The organism is Mesorhizobium sp. M0037 (genome assembly GCF_040323635.1).
Taxonomy (GTDB): domain Bacteria; phylum Pseudomonadota; class Alphaproteobacteria; order Rhizobiales; family Rhizobiaceae; genus Mesorhizobium.
The window spans coordinates 1-17,864 of sequence record NZ_JAMYVB010000034.1; the positions used below are offsets into that span (position 1 = coordinate 1).

Annotated in this window: 20 protein-coding genes; 9 read left to right on the forward strand and 11 right to left on the reverse strand. The window is 58.7% G+C overall.

All coding sequences use genetic code 11. The features are described from left to right. Nucleotides 1-715 precede the first annotated feature (715 nt). Nucleotides 716-1,030 carry a LysR substrate-binding domain-containing protein gene (locus tag NKJ78_RS29905; protein WP_352461147.1) on the forward strand — a complete coding sequence of 105 codons (315 nt, stop codon included), beginning with the start codon at nucleotides 716-718 and terminating at the stop codon, nucleotides 1,028-1,030. 171 nt (nucleotides 1,031-1,201) lie between these two features. Next, on the forward strand, nucleotides 1,202-1,474 hold the full coding sequence (locus NKJ78_RS29910; RefSeq protein WP_023708226.1) for a hypothetical protein: 273 nt from the start codon (nucleotides 1,202-1,204) through the stop codon (nucleotides 1,472-1,474). A gap of 654 nt (nucleotides 1,475-2,128) precedes the next feature. On the opposite strand, the gene NKJ78_RS29915 is transcribed toward NKJ78_RS29910, so the two are convergent. From NKJ78_RS29915 to NKJ78_RS29945, 7 genes are all read right to left on the reverse strand, one after another. Next, nucleotides 2,129-2,503 carry a VanZ family protein gene (locus NKJ78_RS29915; RefSeq protein WP_023709574.1) on the reverse strand — a complete coding sequence of 125 codons (375 nt, stop codon included), beginning with the start codon at nucleotides 2,501-2,503 and terminating at the stop codon, nucleotides 2,129-2,131. 703 nt (nucleotides 2,504-3,206) lie between these two features. Continuing rightward, on the reverse strand, nucleotides 3,207-3,452 hold the full coding sequence (locus NKJ78_RS29920; RefSeq protein WP_023708224.1) for a hypothetical protein: 246 nt from the start codon (nucleotides 3,450-3,452) through the stop codon (nucleotides 3,207-3,209). Nucleotides 3,453-4,301: 849 nt separating this feature from the next. Beyond that, nucleotides 4,302-4,493, reverse strand: a complete 192-nt coding sequence (locus NKJ78_RS29925; protein ID WP_352461148.1) for a hypothetical protein — start codon at nucleotides 4,491-4,493, stop codon at nucleotides 4,302-4,304. 1,059 nt (nucleotides 4,494-5,552) lie between these two features. Beyond that, on the reverse strand, nucleotides 5,553-5,831 hold the full coding sequence (locus NKJ78_RS29930) for a hypothetical protein (protein ID WP_352562771.1): 279 nt from the start codon (nucleotides 5,829-5,831) through the stop codon (nucleotides 5,553-5,555). Nucleotides 5,832-6,066: 235 nt separating this feature from the next. Beyond that, complete coding sequence (locus tag NKJ78_RS29935) at nucleotides 6,067-6,555, reverse strand: LysR substrate-binding domain-containing protein (protein ID WP_352461150.1); 489 nt, start codon at nucleotides 6,553-6,555, stop codon at nucleotides 6,067-6,069. Continuing rightward, nucleotides 6,552-6,692 (reverse strand): helix-turn-helix domain-containing protein, encoded by a 141-nt coding sequence (locus NKJ78_RS29940; protein ID WP_352461151.1) that lies wholly within the window; start codon nucleotides 6,690-6,692, stop codon nucleotides 6,552-6,554. The genes NKJ78_RS29935 and NKJ78_RS29940 overlap by 4 nt, the downstream gene beginning before the upstream one ends. 7 nt (nucleotides 6,693-6,699) lie before the next feature. Next, nucleotides 6,700-6,894, reverse strand: a complete 195-nt coding sequence (locus NKJ78_RS29945) for a hypothetical protein (RefSeq protein WP_352461152.1) — start codon at nucleotides 6,892-6,894, stop codon at nucleotides 6,700-6,702. A 64-nt stretch (nucleotides 6,895-6,958) separates the two neighbouring features. Between NKJ78_RS29945 and NKJ78_RS29950 the strand changes: the two genes are divergently transcribed. The 3 genes from NKJ78_RS29950 (at nucleotide 6,959) to NKJ78_RS29960 (ending at nucleotide 9,813) form a co-directional block, all read left to right on the forward strand. Next, a complete protein-coding gene (locus NKJ78_RS29950) occupies nucleotides 6,959-7,342 on the forward strand; it encodes a VOC family protein (protein ID WP_352461153.1) in 384 nt (127 codons plus the stop codon). A 1,048-nt stretch (nucleotides 7,343-8,390) separates the two neighbouring features. Then, a complete protein-coding gene (locus NKJ78_RS29955) occupies nucleotides 8,391-8,693 on the forward strand; it encodes a DUF1330 domain-containing protein (RefSeq protein WP_023670645.1) in 303 nt (100 codons plus the stop codon). A gap of 820 nt (nucleotides 8,694-9,513) precedes the next feature. Continuing rightward, nucleotides 9,514-9,813, forward strand: a complete 300-nt coding sequence (locus tag NKJ78_RS29960) for a hypothetical protein (RefSeq protein WP_023726886.1) — start codon at nucleotides 9,514-9,516, stop codon at nucleotides 9,811-9,813. 657 nt (nucleotides 9,814-10,470) lie between these two features. On the opposite strand, the gene NKJ78_RS29965 is transcribed toward NKJ78_RS29960, so the two are convergent. The 4 genes from NKJ78_RS29965 to NKJ78_RS29980 all read right to left on the reverse strand — a co-directional run bounded on the left by NKJ78_RS29965 (nucleotide 10,471) and on the right by NKJ78_RS29980 (nucleotide 13,921). Continuing rightward, the gene (locus NKJ78_RS29965) at nucleotides 10,471-11,184 is read right to left on the reverse strand and encodes a hypothetical protein (RefSeq protein ID WP_352562772.1); all 714 of its coding nucleotides are present in this window, start codon (nucleotides 11,182-11,184) and stop codon (nucleotides 10,471-10,473) included. 1,169 nt (nucleotides 11,185-12,353) lie between these two features. Beyond that, entirely contained in the window at nucleotides 12,354-12,581 is a 228-nt protein-coding gene (locus tag NKJ78_RS29970) for a 2Fe-2S iron-sulfur cluster-binding protein (protein ID WP_196815267.1), read from the reverse strand. Further along, nucleotides 12,476-12,970 carry a ferredoxin reductase domain-containing protein gene (locus NKJ78_RS29975; RefSeq protein WP_352461155.1) on the reverse strand — a complete coding sequence of 165 codons (495 nt, stop codon included), beginning with the start codon at nucleotides 12,968-12,970 and terminating at the stop codon, nucleotides 12,476-12,478. The genes NKJ78_RS29970 and NKJ78_RS29975 overlap by 106 nt, the downstream gene beginning before the upstream one ends. Nucleotides 12,971-13,063: 93 nt before the next feature. Then, a complete protein-coding gene (locus tag NKJ78_RS29980) occupies nucleotides 13,064-13,921 on the reverse strand; it encodes a LysR family transcriptional regulator (RefSeq protein WP_023707514.1) in 858 nt (285 codons plus the stop codon). A 129-nt stretch (nucleotides 13,922-14,050) separates the two neighbouring features. On the opposite strand from NKJ78_RS29980, the gene NKJ78_RS29985 reads away from it, so the two are divergent. From NKJ78_RS29985 to NKJ78_RS30000, 4 genes are all read left to right on the forward strand, one after another. Beyond that, nucleotides 14,051-15,133: an amidohydrolase family protein gene (locus NKJ78_RS29985; RefSeq protein ID WP_352461156.1), complete on the forward strand. Its 1,083-nt coding sequence runs from the start codon at nucleotides 14,051-14,053 to the stop codon at nucleotides 15,131-15,133. Between the two features lie 11 nt (nucleotides 15,134-15,144). After that, nucleotides 15,145-15,498, forward strand: a complete 354-nt coding sequence (locus NKJ78_RS29990) for a Rieske (2Fe-2S) protein (protein ID WP_023673824.1) — start codon at nucleotides 15,145-15,147, stop codon at nucleotides 15,496-15,498. A gap of 272 nt (nucleotides 15,499-15,770) precedes the next feature. Beyond that, nucleotides 15,771-16,469, forward strand: coding sequence for an ABC transporter substrate-binding protein (locus tag NKJ78_RS29995; protein WP_352461157.1), 699 nt, complete (start codon nucleotides 15,771-15,773; stop codon nucleotides 16,467-16,469). A gap of 931 nt (nucleotides 16,470-17,400) precedes the next feature. Continuing rightward, complete coding sequence (locus NKJ78_RS30000; RefSeq protein WP_023707511.1) at nucleotides 17,401-17,616, forward strand: DUF1127 domain-containing protein; 216 nt, start codon at nucleotides 17,401-17,403, stop codon at nucleotides 17,614-17,616. Nucleotides 17,617-17,864 lie beyond the last annotated feature (248 nt).

Sequence of the window (17,864 nt, forward strand, 5' to 3'; positions counted from 1 at the left end):
GATAACTTCCATCACGATCAGCAGGGCCAGCGCCCACGAGATGAAGCCAGTCAATGCGTAAGCACTCGCCGACATGTGCCCTCCCGTTCTAGCACTCTAGGTCGTTGTAGCCGATCAACTAGTCTAATGCTATTCGAGGAGGAGGGGCGGCCTGTAGTGGGGCCGACAGCGGACCCGACGGCTTTCAGCCGCCGATGAAGGGCTAGCGGACGTTCGATCGCAAAGTCGCCAGTGTCAACTTCCGACCCCGATGCGGTCCTTGCCGTCGGCATTCCCGGATACCAACTTAAGACATCTATTCATGATCAAGACGATGCGAAACACGGCTTAGTCGTTGCTCTTGCGGCGGCCGAATTCGACAAATTTCGCGAACAGCAACGCGGGAGCCCCGCCATCTTCATCCAACCGGCGGTCCGTGCCTCTCCCGCAGTTCCCGGCCCACTTTGAGCGTGTCGAGGATGTAGGACGAAAAGACGAGATCGCGGTATCCCATCGAGTAGCGCCACTGGCGAGCATCGAGCGCTGCCAGTTGGTCGGCGGCAAAATGGACCTCGGGCCGAGATAGGCGGTGAGATCGACGGTCTGGAATTCAGACCCGAGCCAGAAGATAGGCTGTCGTCTTTCGTGGCGATCTGACCGCTCTTCAGTACGTTGATCAGTTCGTGCGCTTGCCGGATCGGGTGCCCGTTCAGACTGGCTCCGTGAAACACCCTGTTTGAACTCGGGTGAGGTCTTTCCCAATGCCGATATGGCATATCGTGCCCGTCGCCATGGTCAGGGCGTCGCGATCGGAGACCTTTCTGTGCTCAACGAAGAGATCACCAAGGGAGAATTGGTCTTGCCGATCAAGGATATGCAGATTTCTGACGACACGGAGGCTCATCATTTGTGTTGCAGAAAAGATTGCTGGACCGACCCTCGTATCGCCGCGTTCCATAAGTGGGTTTCGGACGAGGCCACGTGGCCGTGTTTGGGCGGCTCTCCGTTAGCGAGGGTCCTATTTGAGCGCTCTGCAGTTCCGGCGCCCTGAAGGCCGGGACGGTCAGGCCCGCCAAACGGCGACGATTGAGCGCACTGCTGCTCGACAGCTTGTGAGCCGGGTTTGTCTTGTTGTCTGAATAGCCGCCTTCGTGCGCGAGCACCTTGGCAGGCGCTTTCTTTTCGCGCGAAATTGCCACCGTTTTAAAGCGGGAGGGTCGGGATGCAGGTTTTCGATGACATCGAGGCGCTGCTGGATGCGGGTGAAGCCTCGACGGCACTTAAGGAAGTGCGGGCGCTGGTGCATCAATTTGGGCGCGGGTCCAGTGTCTTGGCGGGCGCGATCGACGACCTCATTATTGACCTGTCGACGCTATCATTCGTCGCCGATGCTTACGGAGACCGTATCGCAGAGGCGGCGAGCATGCTGGCTCGAAAAAGACTATTGAAGATCAAGTTGCTCGCGCCTCGTCAGAGCGTCGAAGCGGTCAGCTAGAGATTGGTGGTCGCTACGAAAACGTGTCGACCTGCTCGGTGCTCCGACCGCATCGAAACCTCTCGCCATCATCGGTTCCGTACGGACGAAAGAGCCGCCTGACCCTGCGACCAGATGAAAGCTTGGACTTGCGGCAGACCGCAAGCAGTTGGAGCTTGAATTGCCGACACACTCTCAGGAACCGTTGCCGGGATCGCACTCCATTGGTCGTCGGCCCAGATCCGGCGCGCCTCGCTTAAGGTGCCGGTCGAATATGGCCACCTTCTCTTCGTAGCCGAGCCGCACTCTGGACCTGCAGCTATCGCATTTGAAACCGGCAATCGTTTTCAGCCAGGATCCCCTTCTCACCATAGGGCGTGAACAGGAGGGGCATTGGAATTCTAAAGGTACGTCGCGCAGTTCATTTGATAGAGGCACTGTGCATGTTCTCCTCAGCGGCACGGCCACTGCAACAAAGTACAAGGATGTTTCCGGGTTCGGCCATTTGCTCGAAAGAATCGGACCTAAGTCTAAATGGTGAGCGGCCCGAAACCCATTCGCCTTGCTGTCGGCCTTTGCGTCGGAAATTGAAAATAGCGAGGGTTCGAAGGCGGCCCCGGGCGTGAGGCTGGCAAGTGGGCCAAGACGGCGGCGGTAAGGCGGAGCCTGTGGCGATCAAATAACCGGTTCCCCTAGAATCTCCTTTAGCCAACTCATGGTTCTCAGCCCGTATGCCATTCCGGCGCAGTCGGCAAACCAGTCGAAGACACTCATGTCACGCCCTGTGACGCATTGAAGGATTTCGATCGCTGCGCCCGTTAAAGCGAGTAGAACCGCCAGCCGGACCACCTGTTGGGGCCAGCCGAGGCTACCCAAAGCCGACAAGGTGGCGAACGCGGCGGCGTGGTTGAGCTTGTCGTGATGAGACGTGAAGGCCAATCCGAGGGCGTGCAGCAAGTGGTCTGGCAATAGCGCGAGCAGCAGGACGACTGCCAACGTGGAGAGAAAGGCAGCCCTTGCCATGCTCTGATAAAAGCTCGACTGCGGCAATCTATTCGTAGCACTCCCGGTTCCTAGTTCTCGCTTGCCATACTGGTGCAGTAGGCAGAGCTCCAACCTGCATCTGAGCTTCGAGCGCGAACAACTGGCATGCTTAACAGGGCCTCCTGATGTCATCAGCAAGTTCCATGAAACAGCCTATGTCACTCTGGATGGTTCCATAGGGCGGTGCGAATTTCGCCCTCCATTGTGATGAGGCCGAGGGTTTCCTGCCGAAAAGGCGCGGCGGAATAGGCGGGCCATTGGTACGGCTTGCGCGCAGGTGCGATGCGTATCGTGCTGGCCACGGCTGGGCGGGAGCGGAACTCTTTCCAGCCTTGGCCCGGCTGTGCAGCCCGGCCGACGCCCTTCTGAATTCAATTTCGTCGGCGTCGCGGCTAACAGACGAAACTGGTCATCCCTGCCTCGGTGATCTCGCCTTTACAGATTCCAATCCTGGACGCTAAGCCAGCAGCGGCCACTCGCTGCTGTCCAATCAACAAGCCTCAAACATCAGGTCGCGGTTATATGCAAAAAAGCCGGCCACCTTTCAGCAGCCGGCCAGTGCAAACAAGGAAGGGAACGTTGCACTGATGGGGCAGTGCACCGTCCGAAGCGTTTCCAAGCGACAATGTTCCACCGACGAGAGAACAAAGAAGGCTTCACCGCCAGCGCACATTCCCGTTAGCCGCACTGTGTTGCCGTCGCCTAGTGTCTAAAGGCCTTTAACCAGCCACGGATCGGTGTCGTATCCGAGGCGCGGCTTTTCCGGCGTTCCACCGGCCGGCAATTTGGCGGTTCCGGTCGGCCTGCAGTCCAGTTCGAGCACCTGCTTCTTGGCAGAGTGCTTCGTAGAGCAAAGGTCCGTGGCGTCACTCACCACCACCTTCTTCTCCTTGGCTATAGCGACACCAGTCCCAGCGATCACGATCGCCGCGCAAAACACAGCTACTCTCATCATACTCCCCACCGTTGCTCCTCCCCAAAAATGCTGAGCATGACGTTACGGCACATTTAAATTAGCGCAAGCGAATATTAGCTTGGCTAGTCCCCTTCACATCGGCTCTGGTCGCCTCCCCCTTGCTGCTGCGCCTTGCGAAACCGGGAGCGCGATATGGTAGGATGGGCGCATGCCTGCTCATGATCGGAGGGCCGATGTTCATGACTTGAGCTCGACATGGCAGAGGGCTGCAACCGTCAAGTTTCCCAAGTCGTCGTGGCGATGAACGATCGCGTCGAGGATCGCTTACTAAGCGGCGTTTACTAGGTTCCGCTGGTCTAGCCCTACGCGATCACACCATAACCACGTGATGACAAATCAGCCATGTGTGTGGTGCGGTGGGCCTGTTCCGCTTGTGGCCGGCGCCTACCCACCCGGGTTCCCCAACCATGGCGTCGGCCATTTTCGTTCTCTCAGCGATTATAAGCCTTTGCTATCGGCCTATGTGTTAGCCTTGGATCGCGGTTAGATCGCCTCGTTCGTTTGGATGTTTCGCTGGCGTTGGCAGGAGGCGCATACGTTCGCCAGCCGGCGGATTCCACACCGCCCCACCGGTCAGGCCCAGCGCGCCCGCTGCAAAGTCCCCGCTCATGGGTGTGGCTTGTCGAGCACAAGATTTCACGATCACCCCCAAGTTTCGGGATGACAGCTTCGTGTTGATCCCGCTGCTCGGCAGCGTCTGCGGTGAAGTCTCCGTTTAGCGGCTTACCCGGATATGACGGCAATGCAGGAGATCGGCAATCTCCTGTTCAAGCACATCCATGGGCCATCACCGTCGCGGCCCTGAGGTTACCCAGCCGCAGGAGGGTCCTAAAGCCGCACAACCTTGTCGAGATGTAGCCGTATCCGCTGGCCTTCAGCGAAGGACAGGGCGAACGATTCCAGGCCGAATGAGCGTGTAATTTCCTGGTCGGTCTCTATGATGCGCACGACCCATTCGCCACTGGCTCGGACAACTTCCACGCGAGGCAACGCCTTGCGGATTGGCACCACGTTGCTCATCACATCCTCCCTACGAAAGCAACGGCAAGTCGATTTAAGACCCTGGTAGTCGGCAGTTCAATAACAAATGGTTGTTCGGATCGGACGAACCACCCTGGATGGGCAGTACGAAGCCGGGCGAATCACACCTCAGTCAGGCGAACCCTCCCGGGAACCTTCCGTGAGATAGCCTCTGCTTTAGGTCGTTGGCATTCAGGATGGCCGCCAGCTCTTCGGCATACCCCATGTCGGGAAGGTCGACAGATGGGTGGCCCGCTACAATAGCCGGCAGCCCGGTGAACACGTCGAATACCGTCCACGTCCCATCCGGTTCCCGCCTTACGCCGTACCGAAGAGTTGCCATGAGAGGATGCTAATGGAAGCCGCGTATATATGGTACAAAAAATGCGAGCGGGCGATCGGGCAACAGGCACGCCTTTCCGGAATTTTTGCCGCTGCGACGGGTTCGGTCGGGCATGACCAGAATAGCCGACCTCGGACCGCCCATGCCCGGCAAGCCACATGACCTGACTGGGAAGAGCATTTCTATGCGCGCCCCATTTGCGCGCAAAAGGTAGACCGTCGCGATTTCCGCCGAGTGATGTGGCACGAGCAACCGGACCACCAGCCGCTGGAATTCGACGCTTAAGAGCGCAGTACAACCCAACTGGTGATCGCTATCGAAGCAGCGTTTGCGCGCGGCCACTTCTAGGCGCATGGTGCCTAGATGAGTTCTATCGAACGGAAGCTGGCCGAATTGAACGATATTCAGCAGGACTTGACTGAACAGGCTACAATCCTGCGCTATCTCTCCGAGATTTCGCGCCAAGACGCGAGAGAGAAGGCAGTCCGACGGCCGACGCCGACGAATTGCTGGCGAACTTGCATCGATCACTGCAACACGCCCGACAGAGCTTGCACGAGGCGCATGAGATCTATGGAGTCAGAAATGCGGAGTAGCGAAAAAAGAGGCCCGCGCCCTGCTTCCGAGGCTGCGCGGGCCGACCATGACGAGTGGAGAGGACATCTTGGTCACCGGCAGGAATCGCTGAAGAACGAGCCGGGTGTGACCGAACAGCCTCAGAGCGAGGATGTTCCCGACTGACGCAAAAAAGCCCGCCAGCATGAGCCGGCGGGCCAAGTATGGGTCGCTGTCCAAATGAACGCGTTCGGTGTCTTCAGATGGATTTTGGTCGAGAAGCCGCTGCGCGCCAGGCGCAACAGATCGGGCGCCGATTGAACGCCCCGCGGGCGCAGGAACGCCTTCGTCTCGCGGGCGCTCCGCGTAAGCAAATCTTCGCCGCCGAGAAGCTCAATCGTCTCGGCCCAACCGTCGTCTGCAAGCAATTCGTGTGTCATCGCAGTTAGAATCCCACCCGATTCCGCAGAGCAATACCTATCTTATCGCCTATGGCCTTTTGCCCCTACGGACCGAGACATGAGCGCGCACCACGGAGCTGTCGAACATCTGCACCAGGTGCGCCGACGACGAGAGCGCAGCGAGATGATCAAAGAACGTTTCGAACACGCCCGCCTTGCTCAGCCGGTCGAAGCGTTTCCAAACGCTGCAGATCATCGCAGGCGAGGCCCCCTGTCAGGTCTTCCGGTCGCCCGCCAGCATCGGCAGCGGTCGCGCCCATGCCTTGCTGAGGGCGATGAGATCGTGATGTTCGAGTTGCTCCAGTGAGACAGGTGTGCCCCGGCGGTCGAGGTAGGCCTGGGAAGCAAACAGTCCTGAAGGACCCGTCACGAAAGCGCGTGAGATCAGGCTGGAATCGCGCAACGGGCCGACGCGCACGGCGAGGTCGATGCCGTCGGCGACGAGATCGGCAACGGGGTCGGTGACGACGAGATCAACGGCGACCGCCGGATAAGCCTTACGGAACGCTGCAATAACAGGCGGTAGAAGCGTCTGCGCGATATCCACTGACGCCGTCAGCCGAAGCTGTCCGCCCATCCCCGCCGACTCTGCGCGCAGCTCAGCTTCGACGGTCTCGATTTCTCGCAGCGCGATGCGACACCGCTCGAAATAGGCTTGGCCCTCGGGCGGAGCGCGCAGCTTTCTGGTCGTGCGCTGGATCACGAGAGCCCGAGCCGTCGCTCCAGGGCCGCGACCTTGGCGCTCACCGTCGTTGCAGGCATGCTGAGACGGCGCGCCGCGCCGGCAAAGCTCCCTGCCTCGAGGACGTTGATGAAGACACATATCTCGTCGATGCGCATTCCCGGATTATGCAGAAAACGGGATGCTCATTTTAGTCATCTCATATTTTCCGGGCAATGCATTTGCGCGATACTTTCGCTTGTGGAAATCGCCAGCAGGGGAGCGGAGGTCATGAACGATCAATCGATCAATCCCAATGACGCCGCCAGCGTCGTCGAAAAATATGCCATCAACCCGCGCGTTCGGGTCGGTCACGTCCATCTCAACGTCGCCGACATCGAGCGATCGCTAGCCTTATTGCGGCGCCCTCGGGTTCGGCGTCACCATGTCGCTAGGCGAGGAGGCTGCCTTTCTCGCGGCGGGCGGATATCCCATCATCTGGCGCTCACTAATTGGAAAAGCCGCGGCGGCGCCGCGGCCCCCGTTGGCACGACGGGGCCTACACCATGTCGCCTTTCTCTATCCGACACGGGCGGCGTTGGCGGCTGCGCTGCGCCGCCTGCGAGCAGCAGGGGTGACGCTCACCGGCGCGAATGACCATGGCGGCTCGGAGGCGATCTATGTGCGCGATCCCGACGGCAACGGGGTAGAACTCTATTGGGATCGCCCAGAAGCGGAATGGCCGCGCAACCCGGACGGCGCGTTGAAACTGGTCAGCAAGCCGCTCAACGTGGACAATCTCGCCCGCGAGGGGGCATCAGACTGCTAAGCCGGCCACCGCCATGGCGGGGCGTTCGGAGGACTGCTGCGACAGTGCTAGCCATTCACCGAGCCACGGAGCCGGTCGGCTGCGAGCGGAGGGCAACCATTCGGCTGGCGGGCTTCGCCACCCAGGTAATAAAGTGACTCGTCGAGAAGACCGTCAGCAAACTCAAGCGCTTAAAATGCATCGCAATACCCTGCGGGAAGACGAAGCGAAGCTTCGCATCCGAGCTTATAGGACTTGACCGGCGGCTAGCCAGACGGCTGCCGCGCGGCCGAGACGGCCCTGTCCCGTTCCTTTGGATGAACTGCGCCTTCTGGCCGGTGATGTTCTCAATCGCCTTCAAAAGGGGTCGATGGACCTCACAGAGCTTCGCATGCTCGCTGTGGTACGCCACAGCGGCCCGACGATGCTCTTGTGCAGCGCTTCGGCTGCTGCCAGGAAGCGGTCGATTTCAGCCCGGGAAAGCTGGTCGGAAGGTTTGGTTCTGGCCATTGGCGCTAGCGCAATTACCTAATTTAGTGAAACCTTACGTGCTTCTGGGGAGTAGACGTGAGACCGGTCGGTCCAGCTATGGGGCGGCATTGAACATAATGTTTTTTCCGCGATTCCTGATTGGGATGTTTGCCACGTTGACCGTGGTAGCGACCCGGATTCACCTAGCAACGGATTCATTCTGGAAGTCCCTTGCATCGACCTTGCTGATTTTGATCATCTTTCAGGTTGCATATTTCCTATTTTCATTCGCGCTTTTCTACAAGTTTTGGATGAAAAGAACCGAAGAAAAACCGAACACTGCCGAGCCTACCTGTCGAGACGGCGGTGTCTCATCTGAAGGGCGGTCGATGACGCTTTGAGGGAGACGACGCCAGACACGAGAGCATGCGATCATGCTAATCTTTGCGAACCATGCGAAAGAAGGAAAGCCGTGGCAGCGCCAATAATCATCGAAAAGCGCGCTGGCGCTGGATGTCGCCACGGAGATCGTCGACAGGGTGCGGACCGACGACGCCGAAGCCGAGGAGGGCGAGCTAGGTCTAAGGAGGAAACACAGATGGCTGCCTATCTGATAGCGGATGTAGACGTAAAAGACGCTGCCTTGTTCGAGGAATATCGGCGGGACGTTCCCGCTACCGAAGAGCGGTACGGTGGGCGGTACCTGGGCCGCGGTGGCGCCACCAAGGTTCTGGAAGGTGATTGGGATCCACACCGACTGGTCATTGTCGAATTCCCCGACATGGCGTCATTGATGGGCTGGTATAATTCGCCGGAATACGCCCGGCTGATCGAGATCCGCAAACGTTCCGCTAACACTAGGATCATCGCTTTAGAAGGGATTGCAACGCCTGCGGCGTGACCCATATGCGCGGCCAGCGGACCCGACGACAGTTGGGCATGCTCAGCGTCATTTCTTCCTCACGGTGAGATGCCGGAGCAGCAAGACCACTTAGGCCGTGCTATGATCAATTTGCCGCTGCGCCGGCGAGCGAGCAAAAGACGCGGAACGGTATCCCCTTGAACCTTTGCAAGTTTGCCGGGCTCCAGCCCCGCTGCCTCACGATGGCGCGCTTTTGTTTATCTACGCCAGGAGGCGTTCCTCAAGAGCAAGCTCTCCGCGGTGCAGACGAGCGAGTTCATCAAACCGCCCGCCTCCTTATAGCCATTCATGAAATGCGCAAAGCGGGCTGACTGACGCCAATGGAAGGGGCGCGGCATTTGCGAGAAGTCGCCTTCCAGGGAGCGTCGCTCCCATTCCTTCTTCGTCAGGTGTCTCGTGACCGTCGTGTTATGCATGCGAAGACGTTCGCTCTGGTGCGGGACGACTTCAAGTCCTTTTCAAGGGTGTTGGGAGGTTGGCCCACGGCTGAAGGGCTGCACAACCAAGGGGCGACGATCAGCTTCTGCACTTTCAGACACATCGTGATAACCTGTCGGTCATGAAATCGGAGGCTTGAGAGAAACGTGGGCGGGCCCCAGGAGAATAATTTCTGCCCATGGGGAAGGCGATGTCCGTGCTAGCCGGAATGTCAGCTACCGAAGATCCGCCGCCTGAAGGCTGCCAGTCCGCTAACGGCCGCCCCAAAGCTGCCGGTCAACACAAGGTCGCATCGGAACCGATCCTTCGCATCCCCCGTTATCGAATGGAAGGGACATTACTTGTCATTAGGAGATGAAGAATGAAACGGCTTCTTTTTGCCACTGCCATGATGGCTGTTTCCAGCGGGCTTGCGTTCGCGGGGACGACAGGGACAACAGGGACAACGTCGAGTGGCTCCTCCACTACCACAACGATGCCGACGACAGATAACAACACGGATTCGACCACAACGAAGTCGACCAATTCGAACTCAGCGAAGGACTGTGCGCCGGGCCAGCAGAGTGGCAGTGCCAAGCAGGCCGCTCCTGGTCAACAGGATGACACCAGTGCCAAGTCCGCAGCCCCTGGACAGATGAAAACGACTGCCGAAGGTTGCTAATTGTGCCGGGAGAGGCCGGTTTGCACCGGCCGGAATGGATGCCTCCCGCTGCCGACCGGCGGCAACGGTCCGGCCTGCGCGCCCTTCGATCAGCGCGGGCCGTTTTTCGGAAAGTACCTCCCTTAATCGTCCAACGAGCCTGCAGCCTTTTCTTGGGCGAGTCGGATCTTGGGCGAGTCGGAATGCATAGTTAGTTGCGGATGTGATTGTTGAAATAGCGGCCCTTGGCGAAGGCAGATTTGAACCGACAAATGCCTCAAGCGGCCACGTCCAGGAAATCGTATTGCTTCACCCTTGGCTCAAAACCAGACCGAGAGAACCCTGGTCCGGGTCAATAGTCGAACTTGCGCATCGAGGTCGACGGCATGGTGCGTTTCAAGAAACCAGCGTGAGCCGTCGGCCAGCCGGGTATGGACCGCCCTACGGGCTGAGCTGTATTCGAAGATGTGGCCGGGGGTAGAATGACGTCGCGTTCCCGTCGCTTCGCGCGCCGCCCTGATCGGAGTTTTCGCGTTGACGGTGTGGGTGGCCGTCACGGCATCGCATGCCATCTCCTCAACACGGTATTTCGGTGGCAAGCTCGTCGTCGCCCTGCCGCCGGGGGTGTGACCCGGCGGCTTGCACGTTCGACTAGGGTCGTTTCAGCGGTGACCGGTCTTACGGCGTTGGCGCAGGATCCTGTTTGGAAGCCATCTCGTCGATCTTCTCGGCAAGCACGCCGTTGGCCCATTCGGTGACATCGGCGTCGACCGGCTTGTTAGCCATATCGGCGAGCGCGTCATCCAGCGATGGGACGGCGGCAGCAGCATCGGCCGCCGCTATATTGGCCGCATCGAGCGCCGCCTGCGCTGCATCGATCTGCTCCTGGGTCGGGACTTGGTCGGCCGGAGTATTCGGGTCGTTCAATTTGGCGTTCAAAGCGTCGACTTCGGCTTGGGCGGCATCTACCGCGGCTTGGGCGCCCTTGGCGGCGGCCGAAGCTGTCACATAAGCCTGAATGCCGGCGAATTTCTTGCTCTTGGAGTTCATATAAGCGTTGATGTTGCGCTGCAGCGAGTTCAGCCGGCCAAGCTTGGCGTGAATGTTCTTGTCCTTGGGCGTCGCGGCGACCTCAATGTCGTCGACGGCGACCTGGTCGTCGGCCGAGGCCTTCTTTCCGGCGTGAGCCGATGCCGACTTGCCGTGCGAAACGCTGTTGCCGGACTTCCCGCCGCTGTTGCCGGACTTGCCGCTATTGCCGTGACCACCGCCATTGCCGTGACCACCCCCATTGCCGTGACCACCACCGTTTCCACCCGCGCCAGCGGAAGCAGGAGCGGTCACTAGCGCAAGCACGGCAAGCGCCGCCAAAAGGGTTTTTCGGGATGTCATGGTACCTCCTCAGGCGAATAGTCACCTCGCTGATTCGTTATAGAGCGGCTTCTAAGAGTTTCCTAATCCGACTGAAGGAACTTTAGATAAATACTTGTTGCAATGAGCGACTGACGACTGCGAAGATCTTTGTAAGCGTATGAAATTTAACAAAAAATTCGGAGTCGCAGACCCTATCGGCCTTTTGCGCGACTGAAGTCCCATACCGATCGGACCTTGGTCGGGCGATGCACAACTGCGGAATGCTTGCGGCATTTCGGAGTATGGCGTCACCATGTGGCTGTGACTGCGCATTGGTAGACAACTCGCCGGGCGAAGACCCCAACTACCTCGAGCCCGGCGAGCCCTACACCTGATCAGAGTACGCGATCAGGACCGGGGATCAGCCGGCGAAAGATGTGGGTGCAATATAGGTGCCAAACTATTCGTCCCAAATTGGGACCATGCTGCGGCCGGCAAGCTGCGCTTAGGTCTCATAGGCGCTGGCATCGGAAATGGCGATCGCTGGTTAGATCGCTTCCTCCGTTTGTATGATTTATTGGCATTGGCAGGCGTGCGTATATTGTTTGCCGGCCGGCGCTGAGTCTCACCGGTTGGGCCCAGCGGCCCGCCCGCCGCAAAGTGTCCCCCCGCGACAAAGGCTGCTGGGCCGTCCTAGCGCCGATCTGCTCCGGCAATGGCCGCGTGAATGCCCGCTCGACTCCAGCAACAGCTTCATCCTTGTTTCGACGGTTCCGCGCGCGGCGCCGTCATCGAGCGTATCTTACTCGCCTAACCCGGATCGTGCCGCGTCCGCTTTCCGGGACGCACGGATCTATGCTCAATAGCTAATGTCAGGCGCGTACCTGAATTGGTCCGCGAGCCGAGATAGCGCGTTAATCGATACGCGACATTGCGATGTCCAGGAATCGACGGTTTCGCGAACAGCGATGACTACTCGGAGCTGCTACCTCGTTTGCGCCACGAACTGTCCCCTGCCCTCAATGCTTCCAACGTCTCATTTGGGGGCCGATAACGGACTGGCAGCTCCGAGCGTCAAGGCGTGAGAAGCGGACGTTCAGGCGCTCCCTCTAATGCCCACTTCGACGGCGCCGGCGCCAGCTCGTTGGGGTTAGACCCTGACGCCGATGCGTGCGCCGACGGAATCTTCAACAGTCAACAACGCCGAGTTAAGCGTCGAGCAAAACCGTCCCTCGCGGGCGGCTGCAACATGCCAGGACATAGCCAGCCGATTTCTCTTCAGCGTTCAGTCCGCCTAAATCGTCCATGGCAACCTCGCCAGATAGTTTGGCTATTCGGCAGGTTCCGCAAACGCCCTGCTGGCAGGCGGGGATGTAGATGCCACAGTTCCGCGCCGCGTCCAGCAGGGTCTCTCCGGGCGCGCAGCGATGCTCCACACCCGAGCGGACAAAACGGACCGAAGACGAAATCGCCGAGCCAATTTCGGCCGCGAACCATTGCTGCCTCCGAAACTCTCCTCGTGATACTGCGCCGGCGGGAATCCTATTGCATCAAGGCAGGCGCGTGCCGTCTTCATGTACCCTTCGGGCCCACAGGCAAAAAGGGTGCGCTTGTGAAGATCGGGAACCAGGCTCAGCAGCATCCGACCATCAATTCGGCCGGTTGAACCCGTCCAAGCGGGACCTCCCTGGCCGCAAACCAAAGTCACTTTAACATTGGGAAAGCGAGCGGCAAGTGCTTCCAGTTCCGCTCGGAAGATGATGTCGCCTGGGGTTTTCGCACTGTGAATGAAGCGGATCTGAGGCTTGGATGGAAGCGTATGCATTCATCGTGCGGCTCGGCGTTAGGTCGAGCAACATGCCAGTTCTTACCCCGCTGAACAGCAATATTATTCCAGCGCTATGATCGGGAATATCGATTAAACCTCCAGCGACATTACGGCGAGATGGAGAGCACGGATGCCTTTGCGAATGATCGGTTCGTGTTTGCGGCGTGCCAGTATCGCCGTATGGACTGGCTGGTGCAACGTCGGCGCTCCTTCGACCAGGAACGATGGAAGCTCACCGGTAAACCTGCGCGCATCATCGCTGCGCATATAGCAAGTGCCGCCCGTTCGCCGGAGCATGATCTCCGCCAGAGCTTCCGATCCGGTCGAAAGTCGGCAGATCGCCAATTGAGCCAGCATCTCTGCGTGCGTTTTCTCCAGCACGACGGTGTAGCCTGGGCGGATGTAGGTGTCGGGATCGACGTCCGACAGTTTTCTGGCGGCAGTCGAAACCATTACATATTCCTCGACCATCAGGTGCTCGTATGCGATCTCAGGCAAGTAGCGGGGGGCATAAAGCACTGCGATATCCAGGTTTCCCATGCTGAGGTCGCTGACCATCTGGTTCGAATAATCCGACTCGACATGGATTGAGGACTTCGGAAGTGCTTGGCACAGGGTTTCGACCCACCCGGGCAGGACTGAGCGGGTCATGCCCACTTGGGCGGCAACGCGCAAGGTGCCTTCGAAACGGTTGAAGGCCCGAACATCGTGGCGAGCCTGCGACCAAGTGGATACCAGAGATCTTGCGTAGGTTTCGAACCGGCGCCCTGCGGCAGTCGGCTCTGCCCCGGCGCGTCCGCGTTGGAACAGTTCAGATCCGATTGCGCTCTCCAGGTTCTTGATGCGGGTGCTGATTGTCGATTGGGTTAAGCCCAACCGATCTGCGGTGCGATTGAAATTTCTCGATTCGATGATGTCGAGAAAGGTTTCGATGTGATCAAGCTGCATGGAAATCCCGATCGAAAAATTCGATCATATTCCTGGCTACCATAAGCTTGATCAACCAATACTCAAGGGGGAAGCTGCACCAGATGATCGGCCGGCGCACCGCCGGGACGGGCCACGGAGCGGAACAAAGTGTTCATAGTTGATTGCGACTGTCACAATTACTGGTCAAGCGCCACTGTGTTGACGCCATACCTTTCCGGCTTGTGGAAAGACATGTTCACCGAGGGCGAGAAAACAGGTCCCGTTGGCGCATTTCCGCATGGCCATCGCCCCTGGTTTCATCCGCAGGACTTCTCCCGCAAGGACGTCCGTCCGAAGACGGAAGCCGACAACTATCTCATCATGAAAGAGAAGCACCTCGACAAGTACAAAGTCGACGTGGCGATCCTCACCGGCGATGAGCCGATCGAGGCGTCGACCCTCGCCAATCCTTACTATGCCAGCGCCTTGGTCAGCGCCTACAATGATTATCAGATCGATCAATGGTTGCCGAAAGACGATCGTTTCATGGGTTCGATCATCATCGCACCACAGGATCCGAAGCTCGCTGCCGCCGAGATACGCCGTCTGGGCAGTCATCCGCGCATGGTCCAGGTTCTCGCTTCCCAAGGGTCCGTCAAGCCGTATGGAGACCCGTTCTACCATCCGATCTACGAAGCTTGCGCTGAAGTAGGGTTGCCATTCGCCATACATCTTGGCGGGCATGGCGGCGTGAATTCAATTGCCATTGCGCCTGCGCCCACGACATTCTTCTGGGAAACGCATGCCATTTTGCACATGTCGGCGATGTCGCACGTGGCAAGCATGATCGCCCATGGCGTCTTCGAGAAGTGGCCGGACCTCTACTTCGTGATCATCGAGTGCGGTGTCGCCTGGGTTCCGTCGGTCCTGTGGCGCCTGGATGCCGACTACAAAGCGCTGCGCAAAGAGACGCCATGGCTGAAGATGCTGCCCTCGGAATATTGCCGGCGCAACATTCGCTTTTCCACGCAGCCGCTGGAGCAGCCTGCAAATGTCCAACATCTCTGGTCCACGCTCGAAGCGATGGACGGGGAAAACACGCTGATGTTTGCGTCGGACTATCCGCACTGGGATTACGACGATGCCAACACGCTGCAAATCCCTCCTGCGTGGAAAAGCAAGATCATGGGACTGAACGCGCTGGAAGTCTACAAACGCATCCCCCGTGCGCAAGCCGCGAATGCCGCCTGAGGAAGCATACGATGCCCGAAAAAACATATATCTGCCGCGTCGACGAGATCGAAACAGGATCTCCGTTTATCGCCAAGATCCGCAGCCTTTCGGTCGGGATTTTCCGCATCGGAGATTCATTCCACGCGCTGCTGAATGTCTGTCCGCACCGCGGCGCTCCACTTTGCGAAGGACCGCAATGCGGGACAACCGCGCCCGTTGAACAAGCGCAATTCATCTATCATCGCGAAAACGAGATCGTCCGATGCGCCTGGCATGGCTGGGAATTCGACATCAAGTCAGGTGAAGCCTTGGTTGATCCATCCATTCGCGCTCGCACATTTCCAGTCACCGTCGAAGCCGGCAGCATCTATGTGACGGCCTGATTGGCCCAAAAGCCGATTGGGATTGGAAAAATTCGAAGAAAGATGGCCGCAGCCAACTAGCAGATTTGTTCGCGGTGCTTGAAAAAAATAACGCGGAGAACTCCGCAATGGGAGAGTCAAATCTCAGAATCTGAATACAAGCTTGGTATCGCGCAAAGCCTGGTCGGTGGCGGCAAAGTTTCCCGCCGCGACTTCATTCATCTTGGAATAGCCGCAGGCCTGACGGTCGCCGCCGCCGACACGCTCTTCTCGCCAGGGCGCGTGCCGAACCGATGCAGGGCGGCTTCGCCAAGCTCGGCATGGCTCACGGCGCGACGACGGATTCAATCGATCCGGCCGGCTACCCCGATACGTTCACACAAACCGCGTTTTCGGGCTCGCTATCCAACAGCCTCACTGAGGTCGACGCCAAAGGCAATGTCCAACCGGAACTCGCCGAGAGCTTCGAATCTTCGGACGGGGCCAAGACCTGGGCCTTTAAGCTGCGCAAAGGCGCAACCTTCCACAACGGCAAGACTGTGACGGCGGATGACGTCGTGACGTCATTGCAAGACTTGGGCAAGGACACAAAATCGGCGGCGAAGTCGCTGTTGGAGTCCGTCGCCAGGATCAAGGCGGACGGCCCGGAAACGGTGGTCTTCACGCGCAAGAGCGGCAACGCCGATTTCCCTTACATCATGAGTGACTACCATCTGGTCATCATGCCAGCCAAGGACGGCAAGGCGGACTGGGCTTCAGGGGTTCGCACCGGCGCTTTCGTCCTTGAGAATTTCCAGCCAGGCGTTTCGGCGAAACTCAAGCGCAATCCAAACTACTTCAAAACCGGCAAGCCCTATCTCGACGAGGTGGAATTCATCTTTATCACAGATCGTGCCGCTCGCATGGCGGCCTTGTCGACGGGCGAGGTGGACCATCTTGCTCGACCGACAGACCGCTCAGACGTGGTACTTGGTGCGTACAGCCACCGGTGAAGTCACTTGGCTTGCGCTCGGTGATCCGATGGCAAAATAGAAAAGCCCCCGCCGCCAGGCGTCCGGGCAGTTTTTGCCCGTTCAGATCGATCTGTGAGGTTTGTCACAGACGCATCGACGTATTGGCGTAGGCTACGTGCAGTTTCCTGCACGGGTAAGGGAGTGGTCCCGATGATTGTAACCTTCCTATGCTTGTGAATTTTCCTCTTGTCGCCGTTGCTCCCTTGCCGATCGGGGCCGTCATCGAGCCGAGCAGAAGGGGCTGTTGAAGGCAACGGACGAGTTGAGCGAGTCACCAGACGACGTGCTCAGCTACATCGGGATTTCCCGTGACTACATCACGGCGTTTGCGTTCCGCAGCCCGGCGTCGAGACGTAGGGGCTGAGCAATAAAAAGCCCGCCACTGTGAGGCAGCGAGTTCTCTTCCGGAAATGATGGGCTGCCTTTTACGGCGGGCCTTCATGGGGCGGGGTTGCGGATGTCTCTGGCCGGACATTCGACGTCATTGAAGCGAGGCACTCCTCCAGACGTTCCAGCCGCGCCTTGTGGCTTCGCAGTGTGTGCGCGACGTCATGCAGCCTGGATTTACCCTGAGAGTTGGCGGCAGCGATCAAGTCTATTTGGAGCCGACTGATCTCGCTCCGCAGATCGCGAGCGTCAGCTTCCATCAGACCCTTGATCCATCCAGCCCCGCGCATTCCAGCACACCATCCACCGAGCCCTGCGTCGCACGATAGCAGCGAGTTTGCTAACAACCATGCCATGGACCTTCTCGAATTTTATGCATTGCTAATATATAAAAAGCCCGCCACCGTCAGGCATCCGGGCAGTTTTTGCCCGTTCGGATCGATCTGTGAGGTTTGTAACAGACGCATCGACGTATTGGCGTAGGCTACGTGCAGTTTCCTGCAGCGGTAAAGGGAGTGGTCCGATGCTTGTGAACCTTCCTATGCTTGTGAATCTTCCTCTCGTCGCAGTTGGTCCCCTTGCCGATTGGGTCCGTCATCGAGCCGAGCAGAAGGCGCTGTTGAAGGCAACGGACGAGTTGAGCCAGTCACCAGACGACATGCTCAGCGACATCGGGATTTCCCGCGACGACATCACGATGTTTGCGTTCCGCAGCCCGGCGTCGAGACGTTGGGGCTGAGCAACAAAAAAGCCCACCACCGTGAGTCAGCGAGCCAAATTATTCGAGAATTAAACTGGATCGTTCCAGGTTCTGTAGCGCGGGAAGCGCCGCCGGTCGCCGAACACCCGGCCGAGGATGCGAATGCAAGAAGATGGCCCTCGTCCGCACACCATGGAATCGAGAGGAACGTCTCCTCCAGACTTCCCTTGGCGGCAAAGCGGCCCCCATAGCCTCGCCCGTGATTGTTGCGCCACCTCACGGTTTGC